This is a genomic window from Kinneretia sp. DJ1R-11, from assembly GCF_025717595.1.
Taxonomy (GTDB): domain Bacteria; phylum Pseudomonadota; class Gammaproteobacteria; order Burkholderiales; family Burkholderiaceae_C; genus Paucibacter_A.
Window position 1 is genome coordinate 71,213 of the sequence record NZ_JAJIRR010000005.1, and the last position, 19,449, is coordinate 90,661.

Genomic DNA, 19,449 nt, shown 5'->3' on the forward strand with positions numbered 1-19,449 from the left:
TCCCCGTGTTTCGACGCTCCGTCCGCAGCGCCCGCCGCCGCAGCGCGTAGCACTGGCGGCTTGGGCGCCAACTGCCTACAGTCCGCCCACGATCTTCCCTGCCACCGAACTTCGGGCTTCCGCTTCATGAATTCCTTTTCCTCATCCTCCGCCACCACCGGGCGCCAGCGCGCAAGCCGTACCTTCTCTCTCGTCCCTGGCGCAGCCTTGCTGGTTCTGCTGACCGGCCTCGGCCTCACGGCGTTTGCCCAAGCCCAGCCCCAAGCGCCGAGCGCAGCCCCGGCTGCCATGAGCGAACAGATGCTCGACGTCGGCGGCCGCAAGCTGCACGCCATTCGCATGGGTGATGAAAAGGCGCAGGCCACTGTCGTGTTCGAGTCGGGCTTCAGCATGGACCTGAGCGCCTGGCGGCGGGTGGCGCCGCAGCTGGCGCCGCGGGCCAAGGTTCTCATCTACTCGCGTGCCGGCTATGGCCAGAGCGAGCCCAGCCCGGCGCCGGTCAGCCTGCAGCAATCGGGCCGTGATCTGTCGGCCGTGCTCAAAGCGGCGCAGCTGCCGCCGCCCTATGTGCTGGTCGGTCATTCCTACGGCGCCTTCTTGATTCGCGATTTCGCCAGCCGCCACCCGGAGCAGATTGCCGGTTTGGTTTTTGTGGATCCGGCGCATGAACGCTATGACCAGGTGCTCAAGCCGCTGGACGCCGCCCGCCTGGCCGCCGAACAAGCGCATTTGCAGCAGGGCGCGCCCGAGCGCTTCCGCGCCGACGAGCGCTACATCCAGTCCATCATGGATGCCGGCAAGCTGCCCGATGCGGGCGGTCCTTTGCCCGATGTGCCAGCCGTGGTGCTGACGTCCACGCGCCGCTATGCCAAGCCCGAGGTGCTTTTGCACACCCCCGCCGGCATGGCCGCCTGGCGCCAGTTGCACAGCGATTTCTTCGCCCAGTTCAGCAATGGCGCCCATGTGCTGACCCCGGTCAGCGGTCACCACATCCAGTTCGACGAGCCGCATCTCGTGGTGGCGGCGGTGGACCAGGTCATCCGCCTGAGCCAGGAGCAGGCGCAGCGCCGCGCGCTGGAAGCCGCGCGAGCCAAGCTGGGCGGCGACCTGCAGGCTGCGGCTGCGGCCGCTGATCCGCAAGCCGCAGTAGACCAGGCGATCCGTGCGCCGGGCCTGAGCGAAGCCGATGTCAACAACGCCGGCTACGCCATCCTCGGCGATGGCAAGCAGGCGCCTCGCGCGCAGCTGGCGGCCCTGGTGCTCGGCGCCAATGCGCGGCTCTACCCCAAGTCAGACAACGCCGCCGACAGCCACGGCGAGGTCTTGCTCAAGCTGGGCCGTCGCGCCGAAGCGCGCGCCGAGTTCGCTCGCGCCCTGAGCCTGGCCGAGGCCGCCGGCCGCAGCCCCCGCGTGCTTGACAGCTACCGCAAGCATCTGGCCGAAGCCGCCGAGCTTGCTGCCAAGCCCTGAGCGTTCAGCTCACAGACCCAGCAAGAAGCTCCCATCCGGCGCCGGCAAGTCCGGCCCGCTGAGGCGATACAGCGGCCGCTCAGCCCGGTCGTACCAGAGCTGCAGCTCTGTCCCCTCCACACGCAGCAGCGCAAAGCCGTCGCCTGGAAAATCCTGCCATGCGCTGACGCGGCAGCGCAAGACTTGACCCTCGACGGGGCCGGGGAAGGTGAACTCGTCGGGCTCGGCCAGGGCCTCGACATCAGTGACGGCAAAAGGCCAGGGGGCGTAAAGGGCCGAGCTGTGGATGCTGTGCAGGCGGATGGGCTGGCCCTTGGCTTGCCCGTTTTCGTCCAGCGCGCAGATCTCGGCGCTGACGAAACCTGAGCGGTGCTCGTCGCCGGAGAGAAATACCACGCCATCGGCCTGCTGGGCCCAGAGCTCGGCCAGCAAAGACTTCAGGCTGGCTGGGTAGCCGCACCAGGCGTCGGAGTGCAGGGCGCTGGCCGCATGCTCCTGGCAGGCGCGGCGGCGCGGCAGCAGCAGGGACCCGGTCAGCACCAGGCGGGGGCGCTCGCGATGGCTGCGCAGCCAGTGCGCAAATGCCGCTTCCTGCTCCCGGCTGAAGATGTGTGCCTCGCGCCAGTTGCCGCTGTGCCGGGGTTCACGCTCGCTGCGGGTGTCGCCGATGAAAAACGCAGCGCCGCGCCAGACGAAGTCGTGCCAGAAATGTTGGAGCAGACCCGGGCGTTCGGTCTCGTCACCGGGTTCCCAGCGCGCCGCCCAGGCGGCTGCCACGGCACTCTCGAAAAAGGGGCCGCGGCGCAGGCCGCCGGGCGCTTGGGGGTCAGCGATGGGCTCCCAGTTGTCTTCGATCTCGTGGTCGTCGGGTGCGTGAACGATGCGCGCCAAGCTGGACGGCAGATGCCGAACCAGGCCGGCCTTGAATTGCTGGTAGGGCTTGGCATAACGCTCGATGCGCGTGCCTGCATCGGCCAGACCGCCGCTGGCATCGGCATAGATTTGATCGCCGGCCAGCAGCAGCAGGGACAGCTCAGCCCCGCGCGCATGGCCGCGGCTGTAGGCCAGCAATCGGGCCTGCGAGGCCTGGGCCGGGCCGGCCAGCTCGGGCGGCGTGTCGGCCGGGCGGCTGGGGTCGAGCACGCCGGGCGGGTATTGGCAAGCGGCTAGCACCAAGCTCAGGGCCTGGCCTGGGCGGGCCTGCTCGGGTTGGGTGTCTGGCCGCTGCAGCAGGGCGTGGCGCCAGCTCAGCGGCGGCTGGGCCAGGGCGTCGCGCAGGGCGTCTTCCAGGCCCGGCGGCGGCCGCTCGCCCTCGCGGTGCGGCGTGCGCGCATCGGCGTAGACGAAGAGGCAGAGCAGGGCGGCGTCCACATCGTGCAGGCCCTCGAAGAAGTCCATGGGAAGGGCGTGGCGCAGCGGCTCGCCGGGCAGGGGCTCGCGCGTGCCGTCGCCGGCTGGCTTCTCAAATGCTTGCAGCCGCGCCTGGCTGGCCAGCGGCGCATCGGGCTGCAGCGGCTGCCAGTGATCGGCACCCACGCGCCGCATCGGCAGCCAGGCCCAGAGCCGCGGCCAGCCCAGCTCGGGCTGCAGGGCGGTCAAGACCAGGGCCAGGTCTTGCGCGGCTGGCGCGTCGGTGTCGGGCAGGGCGCCAGGCGCTGCACGGTGGCGCACTTCCAAGCGGTGCAGGGGCGGGTGGGCGCTGCGCAGTTCCGGGTCGAGGCTCTGGGCTTTGGCGGGAGTGAGACGCAGGGGCATCACGACAAGCCCTCCTTCAGGAAGCCGATGATGTGGGGAAAGACGCGCTGCTCGATGTGGCGGCCGATCAAGCAGTCCTGGTGGCCGTGCTCGGCGATCACCCGGAAGCGGTAGCGGCCTGGCGCCACCTGTTCATAGAGATCGGCCGTCAGCTCGGCGCTCTCGGCCTGGCAAAGGCCGTTGTCCTGGCCGTGGATGGACAGCACCGGGAACTGCTGCAAGTGGGCCAGGGTCTTGGCCATGTCGTCGAGGTAGAGGCTGGCGCCGCTCCAGTCGGTGATCTCGTTGCTGCGTGCGAAGTTGATGGCCTGCGCCACGGTGTCCATGTTCAGCGGGCCGAAATGGTCGTCGATGAAATCGAAGACGGGCTGACCGACATTGCCGATGGCAAAGTCGCGCCCGTAGAGCAGGTCCATGCGGTGGCGGGTGGCCGTCCAGGGCGTTTTGCGCAGGCTGGGGAAGGGCGGGTTCTCGATGTCGAACTCAGCCTCCGGGTAGGGCAGGCTGGACAACAGACGGTCGATCAGCTGGTCTGTCAGGCCCGCCGGTTCGCTCGGGCGGAAGCTGTAGTCATCCATCGGAAGATAGGGCCGGATGTACTGCATCAAATGCGCCCGCAAGCTGTTGGTGGGCGAGAAGATCATCTTGGGCGTGACCTGCGAGATCACCAGCCGGCGGATCAGCCCGCCGGCCATCAGCTTTTGGCGCAGGGGGTAGAAGTGCTCGAAGGGCTGGGCTTGAGGCTGCAGCAAGGCCATATGCAGCATCACCGAGCCCATGCAGTGCGCCAGCACGTCGATCTGGGGCTTGCCGCTGGCACGCAGCACATGGTCCACCGCCACCGGGATGTCGTTGAGCGCGCATTCCTCGAAGGTCCAGGGCAGGCAGGCCGAGGGCATGCCGGCGCTGGTGCGCATGTCGGCGATCCAGATGTCGAAGCCGGCGTCCCACAAGAGCTGGGCCGGGCCCGGCTGCACCGAGTGGTGCGCAAAGGTCGTGCCGCTGGCGCTGTAGCCGTGCAACATCAGCACCGGCTGGCCATGGCCGCCCGCTCGCGCGCGGTAGCGGGTCAGGCGCAGATGCACGGGTTGATCGTCGTCCTTTGCCTTGCGCGCTTGTACCGGCTGGCGCGACAGGCCGGCTTCGCCGCGCCGGCCCACGGCCAGCTCGCAGATCTCGGGCGCTGGCAGGCCTGGCACCTCGGCCGGCAGGCGCTGGGGCTCGCGCGGTGGCGCGGCGTCGGGCTTGCGGAAGCTCCAGACATGCACGCCCACCAGCAGACGCAGCACATAGCTGAGCAGGGAGCCGACATCGCGCATGGCGCTGGCCAGGTCCTGCTGCTGGGTGATGCGCAGCAGGGGCTGGCCTTGGCGGGCCAGGTAGAAGAGATCCAGGTCCATCTGCGGCGTGCCGCCGTCCAGGCCTTGCAGCGGCGGCGCCTCCAGCACCATGCGGCTGAGCTGAGTCCAGGGGTTGGCGCGCCGGGTGTAGCTGATGCGCTTCACGCCGTGCAGGGGCTGGGCATAGAGCGGCTGCAACCAGGCAGGCAAGACCTGACCCTGCTCGGGTGCCTGGATGCGCACCTGGTACTCCATCAAACGCACTTGGCCGCCATGGCTGGCCAGGGCCATGGCATTGCGGACCCGGTCGCCCAGTGGACTGGAGCGGGCCCCCATGCGTGGCTTGGTCGCTTCGCTCTGTTGGGCCAAGTCCATCAGCGCAAACATGCTGTCGCGCCAGCCGCGGTTCATGAACCAGGCTCTCAGCGCGCTGCAGCGGCGCTGGCGATGGCTGCTGCGGGCGCGGTGGAACACCTGCAGCTGCGCTTGTTCCAGCGGCGCCAGCCAGCGCGCATCGCGGTCCTCGCGCTCGGCATGCATCCAGAGCTTGGCGCCCTGGCGCTGCGGGTCGGCGCTGACGATCATGGGCCGGCCCGGTGAGTCGGGGTCGGCTGCGGTGTCGAAGAGGCGCAGGCGGCTTGTGCTGCCGGGGCCGCTTTGCAAGCGTCGCTGTGGGCCGGGCTGCAGCAGGTCTTGCAGGGCCACTGGCTCGAAGACAAAGCTCAGTTCCAGGTATTTGAGCTCACCGCCCGGCGCGCCGGGCAGACGCACATAGCCGCCCATGCGTTCGCGGAACTCGGCCAGGGTGGGCTTGCTCTGCGGCGCTTGCTCGGGCTTGATCACTCGGTAGACCGGCCGTGGGGCCAGGTCTTGCCCTATCTCTTGCCCCATGCGTGGGCCGCGCTCGACCAAGCCCCAGCGCTGGCGCAAGCTGGCCAGGGCGCGCAGGCTCAGCGCCGTGATGGTCAGGGCCGGGTTGATGCCCACGGCGGCCGGCACGATGGCGCCGTCCAGCACGGCCAGGCCTGGGTGCACGGCCTCGCCGAAGCGGCCGCTGAAGACCTGGCCCCATTCATTGACCACGCCGCGGCTGGCTTCGTCGCCCATGGCGCAGCCGCCCAGCGGGTGCACGGTCAGCATGGGGCCGAGCTGGTCATTGATCAGAAAGCTCATCTCGGCCGGCAGCAGCCGCCACATGGGGTTGGCCAGCAGGCGTGCGCCCTGGCGAGCCAAACGCAGGTTCAGCCAGTCGTGGCGGGCCTGCACGGCGGGGTCCTTGCGCGCCTCGGGCCAGTGCACGCTGAGGGTGCCGGGCTCGGGTGTTTGCTTTGTCGTGTCCTTCGGGCTTTGCAAGCGGCCGATGGCCGCATCCAGGCCCATCAAGGCCACCGGCAACATGCGCGGCCGCCGCGCCACAGGGATGGCATAGGGGTCCTCGAAGCTGAGGCTGCTGCCATGCTCGCTGTGGTCCGGCCGGGCCAGGCCGTGCAGGGTCTCGGCCATGGCGAAGCTTTCTTCAAACGCCCAGCGCATCGGCCCGGGAATGGCCAGGTCCTCGACCACAAAGCCGCCCGCCTCGCGCACATCAATCAAGCCGGTGATGGTGGGGCCGACATCGCGCTGGGCTGGCGCCTGGTCTTCGTCCGCCAGGGCGTTCAGATCGCACGGCGAATCGATCGCCAGGGCCAGCACATCGCCATTGCCGCTGAACTGCTCGCCTAAACGGTCGGACAAGCTCAGGCCTTGCTCGCGCGAGCGCATCAGGATTTCGGTCGAACCCAGGCTGCCCGCGGCCAGCACCACATGCCGGGCGCGCAGCTGCAGATCGCTTGGCTCTCGGGCGTTCAGCTTTTCGTCGGTGTGGGACAGGTGCACGGTCCAGACGGGCTCATCTCCCGCGCTGCGCTCGAGATAGCGCACCGTGGCACCCGTCACCAAGCGCACGCCCTGGGCTTGGGCCTGGCGCAGCAAATTGGTGTCCAGCGATTCCTTGGCGCCCTGGTTGCAGCCGGTGGCGCAGTCGCCGCAGGCGATGCAGCGTTCCAGCGGCAGGCCGGCGGCGCTGCGCGGCGCAGCCTCCAGGGCCACGGTGATGGGAACCTGGCGAGCGGGCACGGCTCCCTCGGCCCCCAGCTGGACCAGAAAGTCGGCGCGGCGCGGTCTGTGGCCGCTCAGGCGGGCGATGGTGTTGGGCTGGCCTTGCGCATCGAGGCTGCCCAGGGCGCGGCCGGCCTGCTCGTACCAGGCCTGCATCTGGCCCGGGTCCCGGCGCAGGGCTTGGGGCCAGCGCTCGCCCTCGAACACCGAGGGCAGGGCCGGCTCCATCACTCCGGCATTGATCAGCGAGCCGCCACCCAGGCCATTGGCCAGGGCCACGCACATATCGGGCCCAAGCCGAAAGTCGAACAAGGCCTTGCGGTAGCCCTTGACCTCGGCGCTGCCCGAAGTGGAGAAACGGACATGGCCGGGCAGGTCCGCCATGCGGCGCGGAAAAGCGCCGGGCAGGTACTCCTGGCCGCGTTCGAGCACGGCGATGCGCAGGGCTTGATCCGGCTGACCCTCGGCTGCCACGCAGCGCGACAGGTACTCGGCCGCGGCGGCTCCGCCGTAGCCACTGCCGATGATCAGGATGTCGAAATCCAGCACGCGGCCTGGCCCAGCCTCCGGCGCATCATCAGCGGCGCTGTCCGTCTGATCCTGGCGTTCGCTCAGCAGCACTTCCAGGCCGATGGAGATGTCGCGGGTGGCGCGGCGCGGCGCTGGGGCTGCGGCAGGGGATGCAGACGTGGAGGCCGGAGTGCTCATGATGGACAGGGTCTCGCGGAGAACAGCCGCGCAGCATAGCGGCCCCTGTGCGGCAGGCTTGTGAATGGAAACCCGCTTGTATTCGTCGCTGCATTCATCCCTCGCCCAGGGGCAACGATCACAAGTGCCGGAGCCCGGCAGGCGTGGTGCTCGTCCCTATTGTCCAATGGGCTTCCTGCCGTTTGCCACGGCCTTGACCAGCCCGACAGGACGAGTGAGCTTAGCTGTATGAAATCTGTTCGCCTTCCCACTTGGTTGCTCGGCCTGATACTGAGCACTTGCCTGTTCTTCCTTCTGTTCGTGCTTGCCGCCCGCCCGGCACAGGCGCAGCAGCCGGTGACGGCCCAGGCCGATCACGAGCTGCTCTTGCGCAGCGACGATGCCCACCTGGCGGCCAACAAGCGCCGGGTCTACGATTTCTGGCGCGAGGTCTTCGAAGCGGGTCAACTGGAGCGCGCCGAGCAGTACCTGGCCGAGGGCTATATCCAGCACAACCCCAATGTGCCGAGCGGCCGCGCTGGCTTTGTCGAGTTCTTTCGCAAATTCAGCAAACCGCGGCCGGTGGCTGCACACGTCGAGGCGCCGCTGGTGGCCATCATGGCCGAGGGCGATCTGGTGAACCTGGTGTTTGTCTCCGTGCACCCCGACCCCAAAGCGCCGGGCCAGACCTACACCAGCACCTGGTTTGATCTGTTCCGCCTCGATGCCCAGGGCCGCATCGTCGAGCATTGGGATCCGGACACCCGGCGCTGAGCCTCGGCGCGGGGTGGTAGCCTTGCCTCGGTGAGAATCGGGCCCGCGCTGGGCTGCCATGGTGGCAGCCCCTTGCGTCATCGACTTCATCCGCGGAGTGGGCTGGCCATGCAGGTTTCTAAGTTTTCGCCTCCACATTCGGGGCCCGGCCAGAGCACCTCGGACATTCGCCTGGCCACGCCGGCCGACCGCCTGCCGCTGGCGCGCATGCTGGAGCTCTACCAGTACGAGTTGTCCGACATCTGGGACCAGGACCTCGATGCCCATGGCGAATACGGCTATGAGCTGGACCGCTTCTGGCGCGACCCGGCCTGCCATGCCTTTGTGGCCACGGTGGCCGGCTGCTATGCCGGCCTGGCCCTGGTCGATGGCTCCAGCCGGCTCGGCAGCGCCGTCCCGGGTGGCCACTGGATGAATCAGTTCTTTGTCTTGAAGAAATACCGGCGCTTGGGCCTGGGCCGGCAAATGGCGCGCGCGGTGTTCGAGGCGCTGCCAGGGCCTTGGGAAGTCGGGCAGATGAGCCTGAACTACGCCGCCCAGGGTTTCTGGCGCCAGGTGGTCGCCGAAGTTTCGGGTGGCCAGTACCAGGAGCATGTGCTGCGCAGCGGGCCTTGGCAGGGGGTGGTGCAGGTGTTTGAAAGCGGTGTGCGCAGGGCGTCTTCGGCCTGAGCCGCTTCTGCGAAACTGGCTCGCATGCGCCCGAGGCGCTTGCCTTTCAAACTGCCTTTTCGATGTTCACCATGACCGATTCTTCGCCTTCCTCCGAATCTGCCGCACGTCAGCCCCACCAGGACTGGGCCCAGTTTGAACAGCATGCCGCTGGCGTGGTCAGCGCCCTGCGCGACTACAGCCGTGCGGTGGACGCCTCTGGCCTGGACAAGGGCCTGGTCGAGCTGCTCAAGCTGCGCGCCTCGCAGATCAATGGCTGCGCCTTCTGCCTGCAGTTCCATCTGAACCTGGCCCGCAAGCTGCGGGTGCCACAGGCGCAGCTGGATCAGCTGGCCGCCTGGCGCGATTCGTCTCTTTTCAGCGCTCGTGAGCGCGCCGCCCTGGCCTGGACCGAAGCTTTGACGCGCATGGCCGCGGCGCCGGTTGAAGCCGGCCTGTATGCGCAGCTGCAGACTCAGTTCAGCGACGTCGAGATTGCCAATCTGACGGCCGCCATCGGCGCCATCAATGCCTGGAATCGCATTGCCGGGGCCTTGCGCTTCACGCCGCCTGCCGCCTGAGCCGAGGCCATGAGCGCGCCCGCGCCGCAGTTCTTCGCCACGGCCGCGGACTTCCGCGCCTGGCTGGACGCGCATGCGGCCAGCGCCAGCGAGCTGCGGGTTGGTTTCTACAAGCGCGACAGCGGCCTGCCCAGCATGAGCTGGCCGGAATCGGTGGACGAGGCCTTGTGCCATGGCTGGATCGACGGCGTGCGCCAGAACATTGATGCGCAGTCCTACCAGATCCGCTTCACGCCGCGCCGGCCCGGATCGATCTGGAGCGCGATCAATCTGGCCAAGATGCAGCGGCTGCTGGACCAGGGCCGGGTCCATGCCGCCGGCGTGCAGGCTTTTGCCCAGCGGCGCGAAGAACGCACGGCCATCTATGCCTACGAGCAAAGTGAGCCGGCGCAGCTGAGCGAAGAGGAGCTGCGACGCTTTCAAGAGTCCGAGGCTGCCTGGCGTTACTGGGCCGGCTCGCCGCCAGGTTATCGGCGCCAGCAGCTGTACCATGTCTGCAGCGCCAAGCGCCCCGCCACCCGGGCCGCGCGCCTGGCCCACTTGATCGGCCTGTGCGCGCAAGGCCTGCGCTGGGAACGATGAGCGGCCCCAGCACGGTAGGCCGCTTGCAGGCCCTGGCGCTGGCGTTGATCCGGGCCTACCAGAGCTACCTTTCACCCTACAAAGGCTTCGCCTGTGCTTACCGCCTGCACTGCGGCCGCGCGGGCTGCTCGGCCCTCGGCTACCGTGCGATCCGTGGTCAGGGTCTGTGGCGGGGCCTCGGCGTCTTGCGCCTGCGCCTGCGCCGCTGTGGCGAGGTGCACCGGCGTTGCCGGCAGCGCCCCTTGCCTGGATTCGGCGGCTTGGCGGCGCAGCGCGGCTTTTGTGACCTGGGCTGCGACGCCCCGGACTGCAGCGCCTGTGATGCGCCCGATCTGCGCAGCTTCAGCCGACTGATTGACAGCGCCAGTTGCTGCGATTGCTGCAGCTGTGACTGGCCGACTCGGCGCCAGAACAAGCTCCATCCCATGCCCAGTAAAAAAACGCGCCGCCGCGAGAGCGTGCCTTGGCCGGAGCAGCGGCGCTGAAGCTGCCGGCCGGGAAGCCGCCGATCCGCTGCCTCTGGTTCAGTGCGGCGAAGCCGGGTCGGCGCTGCTGACCACCCGGTTGCGCCCGCTCGACTTGGCGCGGTAGAGCGCCTGGTCGGCTGCGTCCACCAGGCGCAGGGCCTGGGCTTGCGGCTCATCGGCGGCGCTGTCGGCGGCCAGCATGGCCAGGCCCACCGACACGGTGGCCGGGATGAATTCGCCGCTGGGCAGCAGCAGGGCGCGGGCGGCGATGCTGGCGCGTATGCGCTCGGCAATCTCGCGCGCGGCTTGCGCCGGGGCTTGCGGCAGCAGCACCACGAACTCCTCGCCGCCGAAGCGGGCAATCGTGTCGCCCAGGCGCAGCTGCGACTGGATCAGGTGGCCGATGCTGCGCAGCACTTCGTCTCCGGCGGGGTGGCCGTGGCGGTCGTTGATCAACTTGAAATGATCGAGGTCCAGGAACAGGCAGGCCAGTTCGTGGCGGTAGCGGCGCGCTTGGGCGATCTCGATCAGGCAGCGGTGTTCGAAGTAGCGGCGGTTGTGCACGCCGGTCAACATATCGGTCAGGCCGGCCAGCTTGAGCCGCTCCTGGTTGAGCGCGCTGTCCAGGCAGACCGAGACGATGGCGCACAGGCGCTCCAGCAGCTGGGTGCCGGCGCCGCGCTCGTAGCGGGCCGGGTCGCTGCTGCCAAAGTGCAGGCTGCCGATCAACTCGCCATGTCGGGCCAGCGGCAGCAGGGCCACCGAGGCCAGGGTCTGGCTGCGGGAAACATGAGGCGTGCCGAACAGGGGCCGGTGGCGCAGCTCGTCGAAGGCCCCCAGCCAGGGTTTGTTCAGCTGGCCTTGAAACAGCGGCGCGATCGGCGCGATCGTCGGCAGCAGGGTCAGGCCGTCGAGCAGGGCCGGCTCCTGCCCTTGGGCGCTGGCCGGGCCCTCGTGGCGGTGGCGCTCGGCGTCCAGCATGCGGCAGGCTTCCTCGTCACGGTCCAGCAGCACCATGGACACGGCGTCGATGCCGAAGGCCTGGCGGTAGTCATTGAGCAGCAAGCTGAGCAGCTCAGCCATGGAGCGCGCGCCGATCAGGCGGTGCTCCAGCTGGTCGAAGCGACGGATCTTCTCTTCGTTGTTGCGGGCCTCGCGCAACAGGCTTTCCAGCTGTCGGCGCAGGGCCTGGTTCTCTGCCTGAAGGTCTGCCTGGAGTTCGCTGTCCATCGATTCGCTGCTGGGGGTGGGCCGCTGTGGCCCTCACTGTAGCCGCTCCGCGCAAAGGAGCGGTTCAGTTTCAGGACTGTTGCAGCAGCGCCAGCTGGTCTTTCAAGCGCAGCACCTCGTCCTTGAGCTGCTTGTTCTCGGCCGTCAGCTCGGCCACGGTGTCCTGCAAGAGCTTGAGCTGGGCTTCGCGGTTGCGCAGGTCGGCGTCACTGGCGCTGTCCTCGCCGGCAGTGCTGGCTGCACCCTCGGTTCCCTCGGCGCTGGCCTCGGCCTTGGGCGCGCGGCCACCGCTCTTGCCCTCGCGCACGCGCTTGGCGGCCTGCTGCAGCTCCTTCTTGCCGCCGGCCACGGCGGCGATCTGCTCCTCGGGGGCCAGGCTGGCCACGGCGGCCGCCGCATTGATGGAGATGGTGCCGGCCTTGACCGCCTCGACCAGCTCGGGCGCGGCGCTTTTCTGGATCTTCTCGATCTGCACCACGGTGTTGCTGCTGATGCGCGCGGCCTTGGCGATGGCCTCGCGGCTGGTCAGCGGCTCGGGCGGGGGCAGGGCGCTGCTGTCGGGGCCGGTGGGCGAGCCGTCGGCCAGCTCGGCCGGGAACTCGACCGCGCCGCCCGCGCCGGCTTCGGCCAGGCGAGCCACGGCTTCCTTGGCGCGGGCCGAGACGATCTCCTTCTTGCGCAGGGCCAGGATGCCGCGCTGGAAGTCCGAGACGCTGCGCCGACCCAGGTGCTGGTCGATCATCCACAGATGCACGTCCTCCATGGACTTGAAGCGCGTGTTCTGCATGGTCTGGAAGGGCAGACCGTGCTTTTGGCAGATGCCGTAGCGGTTGTGCCCGTCGACCAGGATCTCGCCCCAGAGCACCAGCGCGTCGCGGCAGCCCTCGGCCAGGATGCTGCGCTCCAGCGCCTGGTGTTCTTCAGGGGTCAGCGGGTCGATGTAGGCGCGCAGTTCGTCGAGGACGGTGATGTTCATGGGGAGCAATTCTTCGGGGGCAGGCAAATCGGAGCAGGGCCGGTATTCTAGGTTGCCTGCCGTTTCGCCTCAGGCGCTTGCCCGCTGCTCGCGTTCCCGGCTGTCGAGCAGCAGCAGGCGGTCCTCGATGAAGTCTTTTTCGATCTGCTGGCGTTCCATTTCGCCCTGCAGCTTGGTCAGCTGGCGCTCGACACGCTGCAAGGCCGCTTCATCTTTGGCGCCGCGCGCCTGTTCCTCTTGCAGCCGGGCCTGCAGCGCTTGCAGCTCCTGCAGGCGCTCTTGCTGTTCGCGCAGGCCGAGGCCGCCGCGTCGGTTCGCCTGTTGCTGTTGCTGTTGCTGTTGCAGGGCCGCGGCCAGCTGGGCTTGCAGGCGGCGGCGCTGGCTGAGCACGCGATCGAGTTCGATCTCATGCAGGCGCTGCCACTCGGCGAAGGCCGCGGGCGACAGCTGCTGCATGGCCTCGGGCGGGCGAAGCCGGGCCAGATCGGGTTCGGGGCCCAGGGCCTCGTCGTCTGCGGCGGCCCCGGCGTGCATCTCGGCGCGGCCGCGCCAGCTGTCCTCGGGCCCCTCGCGCTGCCACAAGCGCATGCGCTCGGCGCGCTCCATCAGCCGCTCCAGATTGCGCGCCACGGCCTTGAGCTCGCGGCCGCTTTCGCGGTGGTCGTTGAGGGCGCGGCTGAGAAAGCTCTGGCGCTCGGCTTCGTGGGCATTCATGCGCAGATAGCTGCCCACCGATACGACGATGAACACCGCATTGGCGACCAGCACGCCGACGCTGGCCAGGTCTTCGATCACGAGTGCCATGGCGGGTGCGCTCTCTTTGCCTGGCCCGGGCTCAGGCGAGCAAGAAGCTCAGGCGGCCGTCGCCATGGGGCGCTTGGGCCGGCACGCGCAGCACAAAGTCGCTGCGGCCCTTGTGGGTCTCCAGCAAGCTGGCCAGCTTGTCCAGGGGCTGGCTGCTCAGGCGGGTCGTGCTCAGGCTGGGCGCATCGCTGGGGCTGCGTTTCTTGATCAGGGGCGCCATCTGACGCATGAAGTGGCTGGCCAGCTCGAACTGGCGGGCATTGGGCTTGCCCTGCTCATGCGCGGTCTGCATCTCCTTGGGGCTGCTGCCCGCCGCCAGTCCGCCGATCAAGCAGCAGGCAGCCAGGTCCAGCAGGCCCACGGCATAGACACCTTTGCGGCCCACGCTGCCGTACAGGGCCACCAACTGCGGGCCGGGGAGCACAAAACCTTGCTGCCGCAGCTCGAGTGGCTGCTGGTGGCGGGCCAGCTCGAAGCCGCGCATGCCCAGATGGGCGAACAAGGTCTGCTGGGCCAGGGCCAGGGATTCGATGGCCGGCGGCTCGCCGGTGGCGGGCGCTGCGGATGCTGCCGCGGCCGCGGCCGGCGGCGGGGCCGCGGCCGGGACCTGCACGCCGCTGCGCCCCAGCCCCAGGGCCACGGCGCTGCGCAAGGCCTGGTCGTCGAAGGGCTTGTGCAAAAGGAAGAGGGCGCCGTTGCTGCGCGCCTGGGTCTGGCAATCGCTGGCGCGGTCGGTGGTGACAAAGCCCACGGCCACATCATGAAAGCCGGTCTGCCTCAGGGTCTGCAGCATCTCGATGCCGGACACCCCCGGCATATGCCAGTCCGACAGGACCAGGTCGGGCCGGAAGGCAGCCACCTTGTCCAGGGCCTCGGCGCCGTCGCGGGCGGTCTGGATTTGCAGCTCGCCCAGCTCCTCGCATTCGAGAGCGCGGCGAATGATGGCCTGGATCGCGCGACTGTCGTCGACGATCAGCAGTTTCTTGCCGCCCGTATGGCTGTTGCCCTGGCTCTGGCCGGTGTGCGCGTGCGCAGTCATCGACGTCCCTCTCGGCCGGGGCACTGTGGCGCACCCTCGGCTTGCATGTCTTGAGCTCCCTGGGCCGTGCCTTGTGGCCGGTCCGTTTGCCCTTGACTGCAGGGCTTGTTGGATGCGGAGTGTCGTCGCGGCCGTGCGCCGGCAATGCGCCGAACAAGGGTGTGAAACCGGCTCAGATCTGGCGTGGCGGCGCGTTCCGGGCGAGCAGCGAATCAAACCAGGTCGCGCCGCTCGGGCGCTGGCCCATTTCTGGACCGGGCGCTTGTTGCGGGCAACGCACAATCAGGCCATGGCAGGGGCAAGCACGAACCAAGGAGGCGGTGCGATGGAGGACTTGGGGCAGGTGGACGCCGTGGTGGTCGGCGCCGGCGTGATCGGTCTGGCGGCTGCGCGGGCCCTGGCCTTGCGCGGCCTGGAAACCCTGGTGCTGGAGCGCAGTGGGCAGATCGGCAGCGGCATCAGCTCGCGCAGCAGCGAGGTCATCCACGCCGGCCTTTACTACCCGACCGGTTCTCTCAAGGCCCAGCTCTGCGTGCGCGGCAAGGCCTTGCTGTACGACTACTGCCGCAGCCGCAGCGTCGCGCACCGGGCTTGCGGCAAGCTGCTGGTGGCCAGCGATCCGGCGCAGCTGCCCCAGCTGCAGGCTCTGGCCGCGCAGGCCGAAGCCAATGGCGTGCTCGACCTGCAATGGCTCAGCGGTGCCCAGGCCCAAGCCCTGGAACCGGCGCTGCGCTGCCATGCGGCCCTGCTGTCGCCGAACACCGGCATCGTCGACAGCCATGGCCTGATGCTGGCCTTGCAGGGTGATCTGGAGGCCGCCGGTGGCCAGGTGGTCTTGAACAGCCAGGTCACGGCGCTGCGCCGCCCGGCCAGCGCGGCGGCGCCGTGGCGGCTGGAGGTGCAGACGGACGCGGGCCCGGTCGCCCTGGCGGCCGCGCGCGTGATCAATGCGGCCGGCCTCTGGGCCGCCGAGTTGGCGCAGCAGACGCAAGACTTGACCCCCGCCCACCGGCCCGGGCTGCGCTATTGCAAGGGCAGCTACTTTGCCCTCAGCGGCCGGGCGCCGTTTCGCCACCTGATTTACCCCATGCCCCAGGTCGGCGGCCTGGGCGTGCACCTGACCCTGGACCTGGCGGGCCAGGCCCGCTTCGGGCCCGATGTGGAGTGGCTGGCGCCCGGGCTGAGCCCGGAGCAGCTGGACTACCGCGTGGATGCGCAGCGAGCGCCGGCCTTTGCGGCCGAGGTTCGCCGTTACTGGCCCGACCTGCCCGAGGGCGCCCTGCAGCCGGCCTACAGCGGTGTGCGACCCAAGCTCAGCGGCCCGGGTGAGGCGGCGGCCGACTTCCGCATTGAGGGGCCGGCCGAGCATGGTCTGCCCGGCCTGGTGCAGCTGCTGGGCATGGAGTCACCTGGTCTGAGCAGCTGCCTGGCTGTGGCGCAAAGGGCCAGCGAACTGCTCAGCTGAGCGCAGGGCCGCGGGGAGCCAGCGTACATTCAAGGCTTCGGGGAGCAACGATGCCGGATTCAGATACGGGCTCAGTTCATTGGCGGCAGGCCCTGGGCGCCTGGGCGGGCCGCTGGCTGCGGCGCTTGCCGAGCTGGGCCTTGCTCAGCCGCCAGCAGGTACGGGCCCGCAAGCAGGCGGAGATGGCGCTGCGCGAGAGCGAGTTGCGCTTGGCCTTGCTGGTGCGCGCCGCGAACGTGGGCCTCTGGGACTGGGACTTGCGCCGCCAGGAGGTCTATTTCTCGCCCGAATGGAAACAGCAGCTCGGCTATGCCGACCATGAGCTGCCCAATCTCGTTGAAACCTGGCGTGAGCGACTGCATCCCGATGATGTCGTCGCCACCGTGCAATCCGTCGAAGACCGCGTGGCCGGCCTGCCCGGCCCCGAGGACCGCGAGTTCCGCCTGCGCCACCGCGACGGCAGCTGGCGCTGGATCTATTCACGCGCCGAGGTGACGCGCGACGCCCAGGGTCAGGCCTTGCGCATGATGGGCAGCCACATCGACATCACCCGGCTCAAGACCTCGGAGCAGGCCTTGATGGACAGCGAGCAGTTGTTCAAGAGCGCCTTCGAATCCTCGGCCGTGGGCATGAGCCTGGTCAGCTGCGAGGGCGACTGGCTGATGGTCAACGCGCGCGCCTGCTCCATGTTCGGCTACAGCGAGGCCGAGCTGCTGCGCAAGAGCTTTGCCGACATCACCCACCCTGAAGACCTGGCCGATGACCTGCACCAGATGGCCCGCACCGTGCAGGGTGCGCTGTCGGCCTATTCCCTGGTCAAGCGCTATCTGCACAAGGACGGGCACATCGTCTGGGGCTTGCTGACCGTGGCGCCGGTGCTCGATGCAGCGGGCCAGGCGCGCTGCCTGGTCACCCAGGTCTGCGACATCACCGAGCAAAAGCTGGCCGAGCAGGCCGTGCTGGACAGCCAAGCCCGCCTCAACGAGGCCGCCGAACATCTGCGCGCGATTCTCGACAATATGGTGGACGGCGTGCTCACCTTTGATGAGCATGGCCGCATCGAATCTTTCAGCCGCACGGCCGCTGACATCTTCGGCCAGGCGCCCGAGCAGATGATCGGGCAGCCGCTGCAGTGCCTGTTCCCGGCGGGCCCGAAGCAGGCGAGCTCGGCCGAGCTGATCCAGGCCTTGCTGGCCGGCTCGGTGCAAGCCGGCCAGCAAGGCCTGGCGCGTGAGATGACGGGCTTGCGCCTCAATGGCGAGCAGTTCCCGCTGCAGCTCTCGCTGTCGGAGATCCACCGCGCCGGCCGGCGCACCTTTGTCGCCCTGGTGCGTGACATCACGCTGGAACGTCAGCGCACCGAGGAAATTCACCGTTTGGCTTTCTTCGACCCGCTGACCGGCCTGCCCAACCGCCGGCTCTTGCTGGATCGCCTCAAGCAGGCCATGGCCGCCTCGGCACGCAGCAGCCAGCATGGCGCGCTGATGTTCCTGGACCTCGACCATTTCAAGCTGCTCAACGACACCCGCGGCCACGAGGTCGGCGACCTTCTGTTGCAGCAAGTGGCCACGCGCCTGGCCGCCTGTGTCGCCGTCGGCGACAGCGTCGGCCGGCTCGGTGGCGATGAGTTCGTGCTCCTGCTCGACGCCCGCTGCGCCCTGGCGCAGGAAGCGGCCGGCCTGGCCGAACAGGTGGCCGCCCGCGTCCTCGCGGCCCTGGCCCAGCCCTATATCCTGCGCGGGCAGAGCTACAGCTGCACGCCCAGCATCGGCATCGTGCTTTTCATGCAGGGCGACACCAGCGTCGAGGAACTGCTGCGCAAGGCCGATATGGCCATGTACCAGGCCAAGGCGGCCGGGCGCAACACCGCGCGCTTCTACGACCCCGAGATGCAGGCCGCCGCCGAGGCCCGCAACGAGCTGGAGGCCGATCTGCGCCGCGCCCTGCAGGCCGAGGAGTTCGAGCTGCACTACCAGCTGCAGTTTGATGCCCAGTCACGTGTGCTCGGCGCCGAGGCCCTGGTGCGCTGGCGCCATCCGCAGCGCGGCCTGGTGGCGCCGGTCCAGTTCATTGCCGTGGCCGAGGAATCGGCGCTGATCCTGCCGCTGGGCGAATGGGTCTTGGGCGCAGCCTGCCACCAGCTGCGGGCCTGGGCGGGGCAGCCGGCGATGGCGGGTTGGAGCCTGGCCGTCAATGTCAGCGCCCGCCAGTTCGCGCAGGCCGATTTCGTGACCAGCGTGCTCGATGCCCTGCAGCGCAGTGGCGCCGACCCGTTCCGGCTCAAGCTCGAGCTGACCGAGAGCATGCTGGTCGGTGACGTCGACGATGTGGTGGCCAAGATGCGGGCGCTCAAGGACCGCGGTGTCGGCTTTGCGCTCGACGACTTCGGCACCGGCTATTCCTCGCTGTCCTACCTCAAGCGCCTGCCGCTGGACCAGCTCAAGATCGACCGCAGCTTTGTGGCCGACCTCTTGACCGACGGTCACGATGCGGCGATCGCCCGCACCATCCTGGCGCTCGGCGAGAGCCTGGGTCTACAAGTGGTGGCCGAGGGTGTGGAGACGGCCGGACAGCATCAGCAGCTTCTGGCCCTCGGTTGCCAGGCCTTCCAGGGCTACTGGTTCGGCCGCCCGCTGCCGGCCGATCAGCTGCTGCCGGAAGCGCAGCTTTCGAGCGATTGAGGCGGGGCGACGGGCGGGGCTAGGGGCGGGGACTCTGGCTGCGGAAGCGCTCGCGACCCCGATCCTGCCGCCTCGGCCGCCCAGTCCCATTGCCCCTGCTGCAGCAGCTGGTGCGGGCGGAAATCGGCCTTGTAGGCCATCTTGCCGCTCTCGGCGATCCAGTAGCCCAGGTAGAGGTGGGCCAGCTGCAGATCGCGCGTCTGCTGGATCTGCCAGAGCACGTTGTAGGTGCCGTAGCTGCAGTGTTCCTCGGGCTCGTAGAAGGTGTAGACGGCCGAGAGCCCGTCGTTGAGGATGTCCAGGATGGACACCATCTTGAGCACCATCTCGCCATCGGCACGGCGTTCGCGGAACTCGACCAGGCGCGAGTTGATGCGGCTTTGCAGCAGGAACTGGCTGTACTGCTCGACGCTGTCGTGGTCCATGCCGCCGCCTGAGTGGCGCGCGGCCTGGTAGCGCAGGTAAAGCTCGTAATGCTCCTGGCTGTAGCCCAGGCGCATGACCTTGGCCTGCAGGTGTTGGTGCTGGCGCTGGGCGCGGCGCTGGCTGCGGCTGGGCTTGAAGCTGGTCACCGGGATGCGCATGGGCACGCAGGCCTTGCAGCCATCGCACAAAGGCCGGTAGGTGAACAGGCCGCTGCGCCGAAAGCCCGCGGCCACCAGGGTGGAGTAGGCGTCGGCGTGGATCAGATGGCTGGGCGTGGCCACCTGGGAGCGTGCCTGGCGGTCGGCCAGGTAGCTGCAGGGGTAGGCGGCCGTGGCGTAGAACTGCAGCTGGGCCAGCGGGAGCTCTTTCAGATGGGTCACGGTCTTCAGCTCAGTGGCGTCTAGAAAGTTGGTGGGAAAAGAAGGGG

The 19,449-nt window shown here is 68.8% G+C and carries 15 protein-coding genes; 8 read left to right on the top strand and 7 right to left on the bottom strand.

The window, feature by feature from the left end:
• The first annotated feature begins 126 nt into the window (after positions 1–126).
• Positions 127–1,470: an alpha/beta fold hydrolase gene (locus LNV23_RS10665; protein ID WP_263562964.1), complete on the top strand. Its 1,344-nt coding sequence runs from the start codon at positions 127–129 to the stop codon at positions 1,468–1,470.
• A gap of 9 nt (positions 1,471–1,479) precedes the next feature.
• Here the strand turns inward: LNV23_RS10665 and LNV23_RS10670 are convergent, their stop codons facing one another.
• Positions 1,480–3,225, bottom strand: a complete 1,746-nt coding sequence (locus tag LNV23_RS10670; protein WP_263562965.1) for an alkaline phosphatase D family protein — start codon at positions 3,223–3,225, stop codon at positions 1,480–1,482.
• A complete protein-coding gene (locus tag LNV23_RS10675; RefSeq protein ID WP_263562966.1) occupies positions 3,225–7,370 on the bottom strand; it encodes a GMC family oxidoreductase N-terminal domain-containing protein in 4,146 nt (1,381 codons plus the stop codon). Before LNV23_RS10675 ends, LNV23_RS10670 begins: the two co-directional genes overlap by 1 nt.
• A 228-nt stretch (positions 7,371–7,598) precedes the next feature.
• On the opposite strand from LNV23_RS10675, the gene LNV23_RS10680 reads away from it, so the two are divergent.
• The 5 genes from LNV23_RS10680 (at position 7,599) to yidD (ending at position 10,419) form a co-directional block, all read left to right on the top strand.
• Complete coding sequence (locus tag LNV23_RS10680; protein ID WP_263562967.1) at positions 7,599–8,123, top strand: nuclear transport factor 2 family protein; 525 nt, start codon at positions 7,599–7,601, stop codon at positions 8,121–8,123.
• Between the two features lie 108 nt (positions 8,124–8,231).
• Entirely contained in the window at positions 8,232–8,792 is a 561-nt protein-coding gene (locus LNV23_RS10685) for a GNAT family N-acetyltransferase (RefSeq protein ID WP_263562968.1), read from the top strand.
• A 71-nt stretch (positions 8,793–8,863) separates the two neighbouring features.
• Positions 8,864–9,352, top strand: coding sequence for a carboxymuconolactone decarboxylase family protein (locus LNV23_RS10690; protein WP_263562969.1), 489 nt, complete (start codon positions 8,864–8,866; stop codon positions 9,350–9,352).
• A gap of 9 nt (positions 9,353–9,361) precedes the next feature.
• Complete coding sequence (locus tag LNV23_RS10695; protein ID WP_263562970.1) at positions 9,362–9,934, top strand: YdeI/OmpD-associated family protein; 573 nt, start codon at positions 9,362–9,364, stop codon at positions 9,932–9,934.
• Complete coding sequence (gene yidD / locus LNV23_RS10700) at positions 9,931–10,419, top strand: membrane protein insertion efficiency factor YidD (protein ID WP_263562971.1); 489 nt, start codon at positions 9,931–9,933, stop codon at positions 10,417–10,419. The genes LNV23_RS10695 and yidD overlap by 4 nt, the downstream gene beginning before the upstream one ends.
• 39 nt (positions 10,420–10,458) lie before the next feature.
• Here the strand turns inward: yidD and LNV23_RS10705 are convergent, their stop codons facing one another.
• The 4 genes from LNV23_RS10705 to LNV23_RS10720 form a co-directional block, all read right to left on the bottom strand.
• On the bottom strand, positions 10,459–11,631 hold the full coding sequence (locus LNV23_RS10705; protein WP_263562972.1) for a GGDEF domain-containing protein: 1,173 nt from the start codon (positions 11,629–11,631) through the stop codon (positions 10,459–10,461).
• A gap of 70 nt (positions 11,632–11,701) precedes the next feature.
• The gene (locus LNV23_RS10710) at positions 11,702–12,607 is read right to left on the bottom strand and encodes a plasmid replication/partition related protein (protein ID WP_263562973.1); all 906 of its coding nucleotides are present in this window, start codon (positions 12,605–12,607) and stop codon (positions 11,702–11,704) included.
• Between the two features lie 69 nt (positions 12,608–12,676).
• Positions 12,677–13,411 carry a hypothetical protein gene (locus LNV23_RS10715; protein ID WP_263562974.1) on the bottom strand — a complete coding sequence of 245 codons (735 nt, stop codon included), beginning with the start codon at positions 13,409–13,411 and terminating at the stop codon, positions 12,677–12,679.
• Positions 13,412–13,442: 31 nt separating this feature from the next.
• On the bottom strand, positions 13,443–14,450 hold the full coding sequence (locus LNV23_RS10720; protein ID WP_263562975.1) for a response regulator: 1,008 nt from the start codon (positions 14,448–14,450) through the stop codon (positions 13,443–13,445).
• Positions 14,451–14,775: 325 nt separating this feature from the next.
• On the opposite strand from LNV23_RS10720, the gene LNV23_RS10725 reads away from it, so the two are divergent.
• Complete coding sequence (locus LNV23_RS10725) at positions 14,776–15,915, top strand: NAD(P)/FAD-dependent oxidoreductase (RefSeq protein WP_263562976.1); 1,140 nt, start codon at positions 14,776–14,778, stop codon at positions 15,913–15,915.
• 50 nt (positions 15,916–15,965) lie between these two features.
• Positions 15,966–18,596, top strand: coding sequence for a sensor domain-containing protein (locus LNV23_RS10730; RefSeq protein WP_263562977.1), 2,631 nt, complete (start codon positions 15,966–15,968; stop codon positions 18,594–18,596).
• On the opposite strand, the gene LNV23_RS10735 is transcribed toward LNV23_RS10730, so the two are convergent.
• The gene (locus LNV23_RS10735) at positions 18,560–19,402 is read right to left on the bottom strand and encodes an arginyltransferase (protein WP_263562978.1); all 843 of its coding nucleotides are present in this window, start codon (positions 19,400–19,402) and stop codon (positions 18,560–18,562) included. The two genes, LNV23_RS10730 and LNV23_RS10735, sit on opposite strands and share 37 nt — an antisense overlap.
• Positions 19,403–19,449 lie beyond the last annotated feature (47 nt).

Bases quoted from the DNA above. Each gene is read 5' to 3' on its own strand.
- LNV23_RS10665 (WP_263562964.1), top strand. From the start codon at position 127: ATGAATTCCTTTTCCTCATCCTCCGCCACCACCGGGCGCCAGCGCGCA.
- LNV23_RS10670 (WP_263562965.1), bottom strand. From the start codon at position 3,225: ATGCCCCTGCGTCTCACTCCCGCCAAAGCCCAGAGCCTCGACCCGGAA.
- LNV23_RS10675 (WP_263562966.1), bottom strand. From the start codon at position 7,370: ATGAGCACTCCGGCCTCCACGTCTGCATCCCCTGCCGCAGCCCCAGCG.
- LNV23_RS10680 (WP_263562967.1), top strand. From the start codon at position 7,599: ATGAAATCTGTTCGCCTTCCCACTTGGTTGCTCGGCCTGATACTGAGC.
- LNV23_RS10685 (WP_263562968.1), top strand. From the start codon at position 8,232: ATGCAGGTTTCTAAGTTTTCGCCTCCACATTCGGGGCCCGGCCAGAGC.
- LNV23_RS10690 (WP_263562969.1), top strand. From the start codon at position 8,864: ATGACCGATTCTTCGCCTTCCTCCGAATCTGCCGCACGTCAGCCCCAC.
- LNV23_RS10695 (WP_263562970.1), top strand. From the start codon at position 9,362: ATGAGCGCGCCCGCGCCGCAGTTCTTCGCCACGGCCGCGGACTTCCGC.
- yidD (WP_263562971.1), top strand. From the start codon at position 9,931: ATGAGCGGCCCCAGCACGGTAGGCCGCTTGCAGGCCCTGGCGCTGGCG.
- LNV23_RS10705 (WP_263562972.1), bottom strand. From the start codon at position 11,631: ATGGACAGCGAACTCCAGGCAGACCTTCAGGCAGAGAACCAGGCCCTG.
- LNV23_RS10710 (WP_263562973.1), bottom strand. From the start codon at position 12,607: ATGAACATCACCGTCCTCGACGAACTGCGCGCCTACATCGACCCGCTG.
- LNV23_RS10715 (WP_263562974.1), bottom strand. From the start codon at position 13,411: ATGGCACTCGTGATCGAAGACCTGGCCAGCGTCGGCGTGCTGGTCGCC.
- LNV23_RS10720 (WP_263562975.1), bottom strand. From the start codon at position 14,450: ATGACTGCGCACGCGCACACCGGCCAGAGCCAGGGCAACAGCCATACG.
- LNV23_RS10725 (WP_263562976.1), top strand. From the start codon at position 14,776: ATGGAGGACTTGGGGCAGGTGGACGCCGTGGTGGTCGGCGCCGGCGTG.
- LNV23_RS10730 (WP_263562977.1), top strand. From the start codon at position 15,966: ATGCCGGATTCAGATACGGGCTCAGTTCATTGGCGGCAGGCCCTGGGC.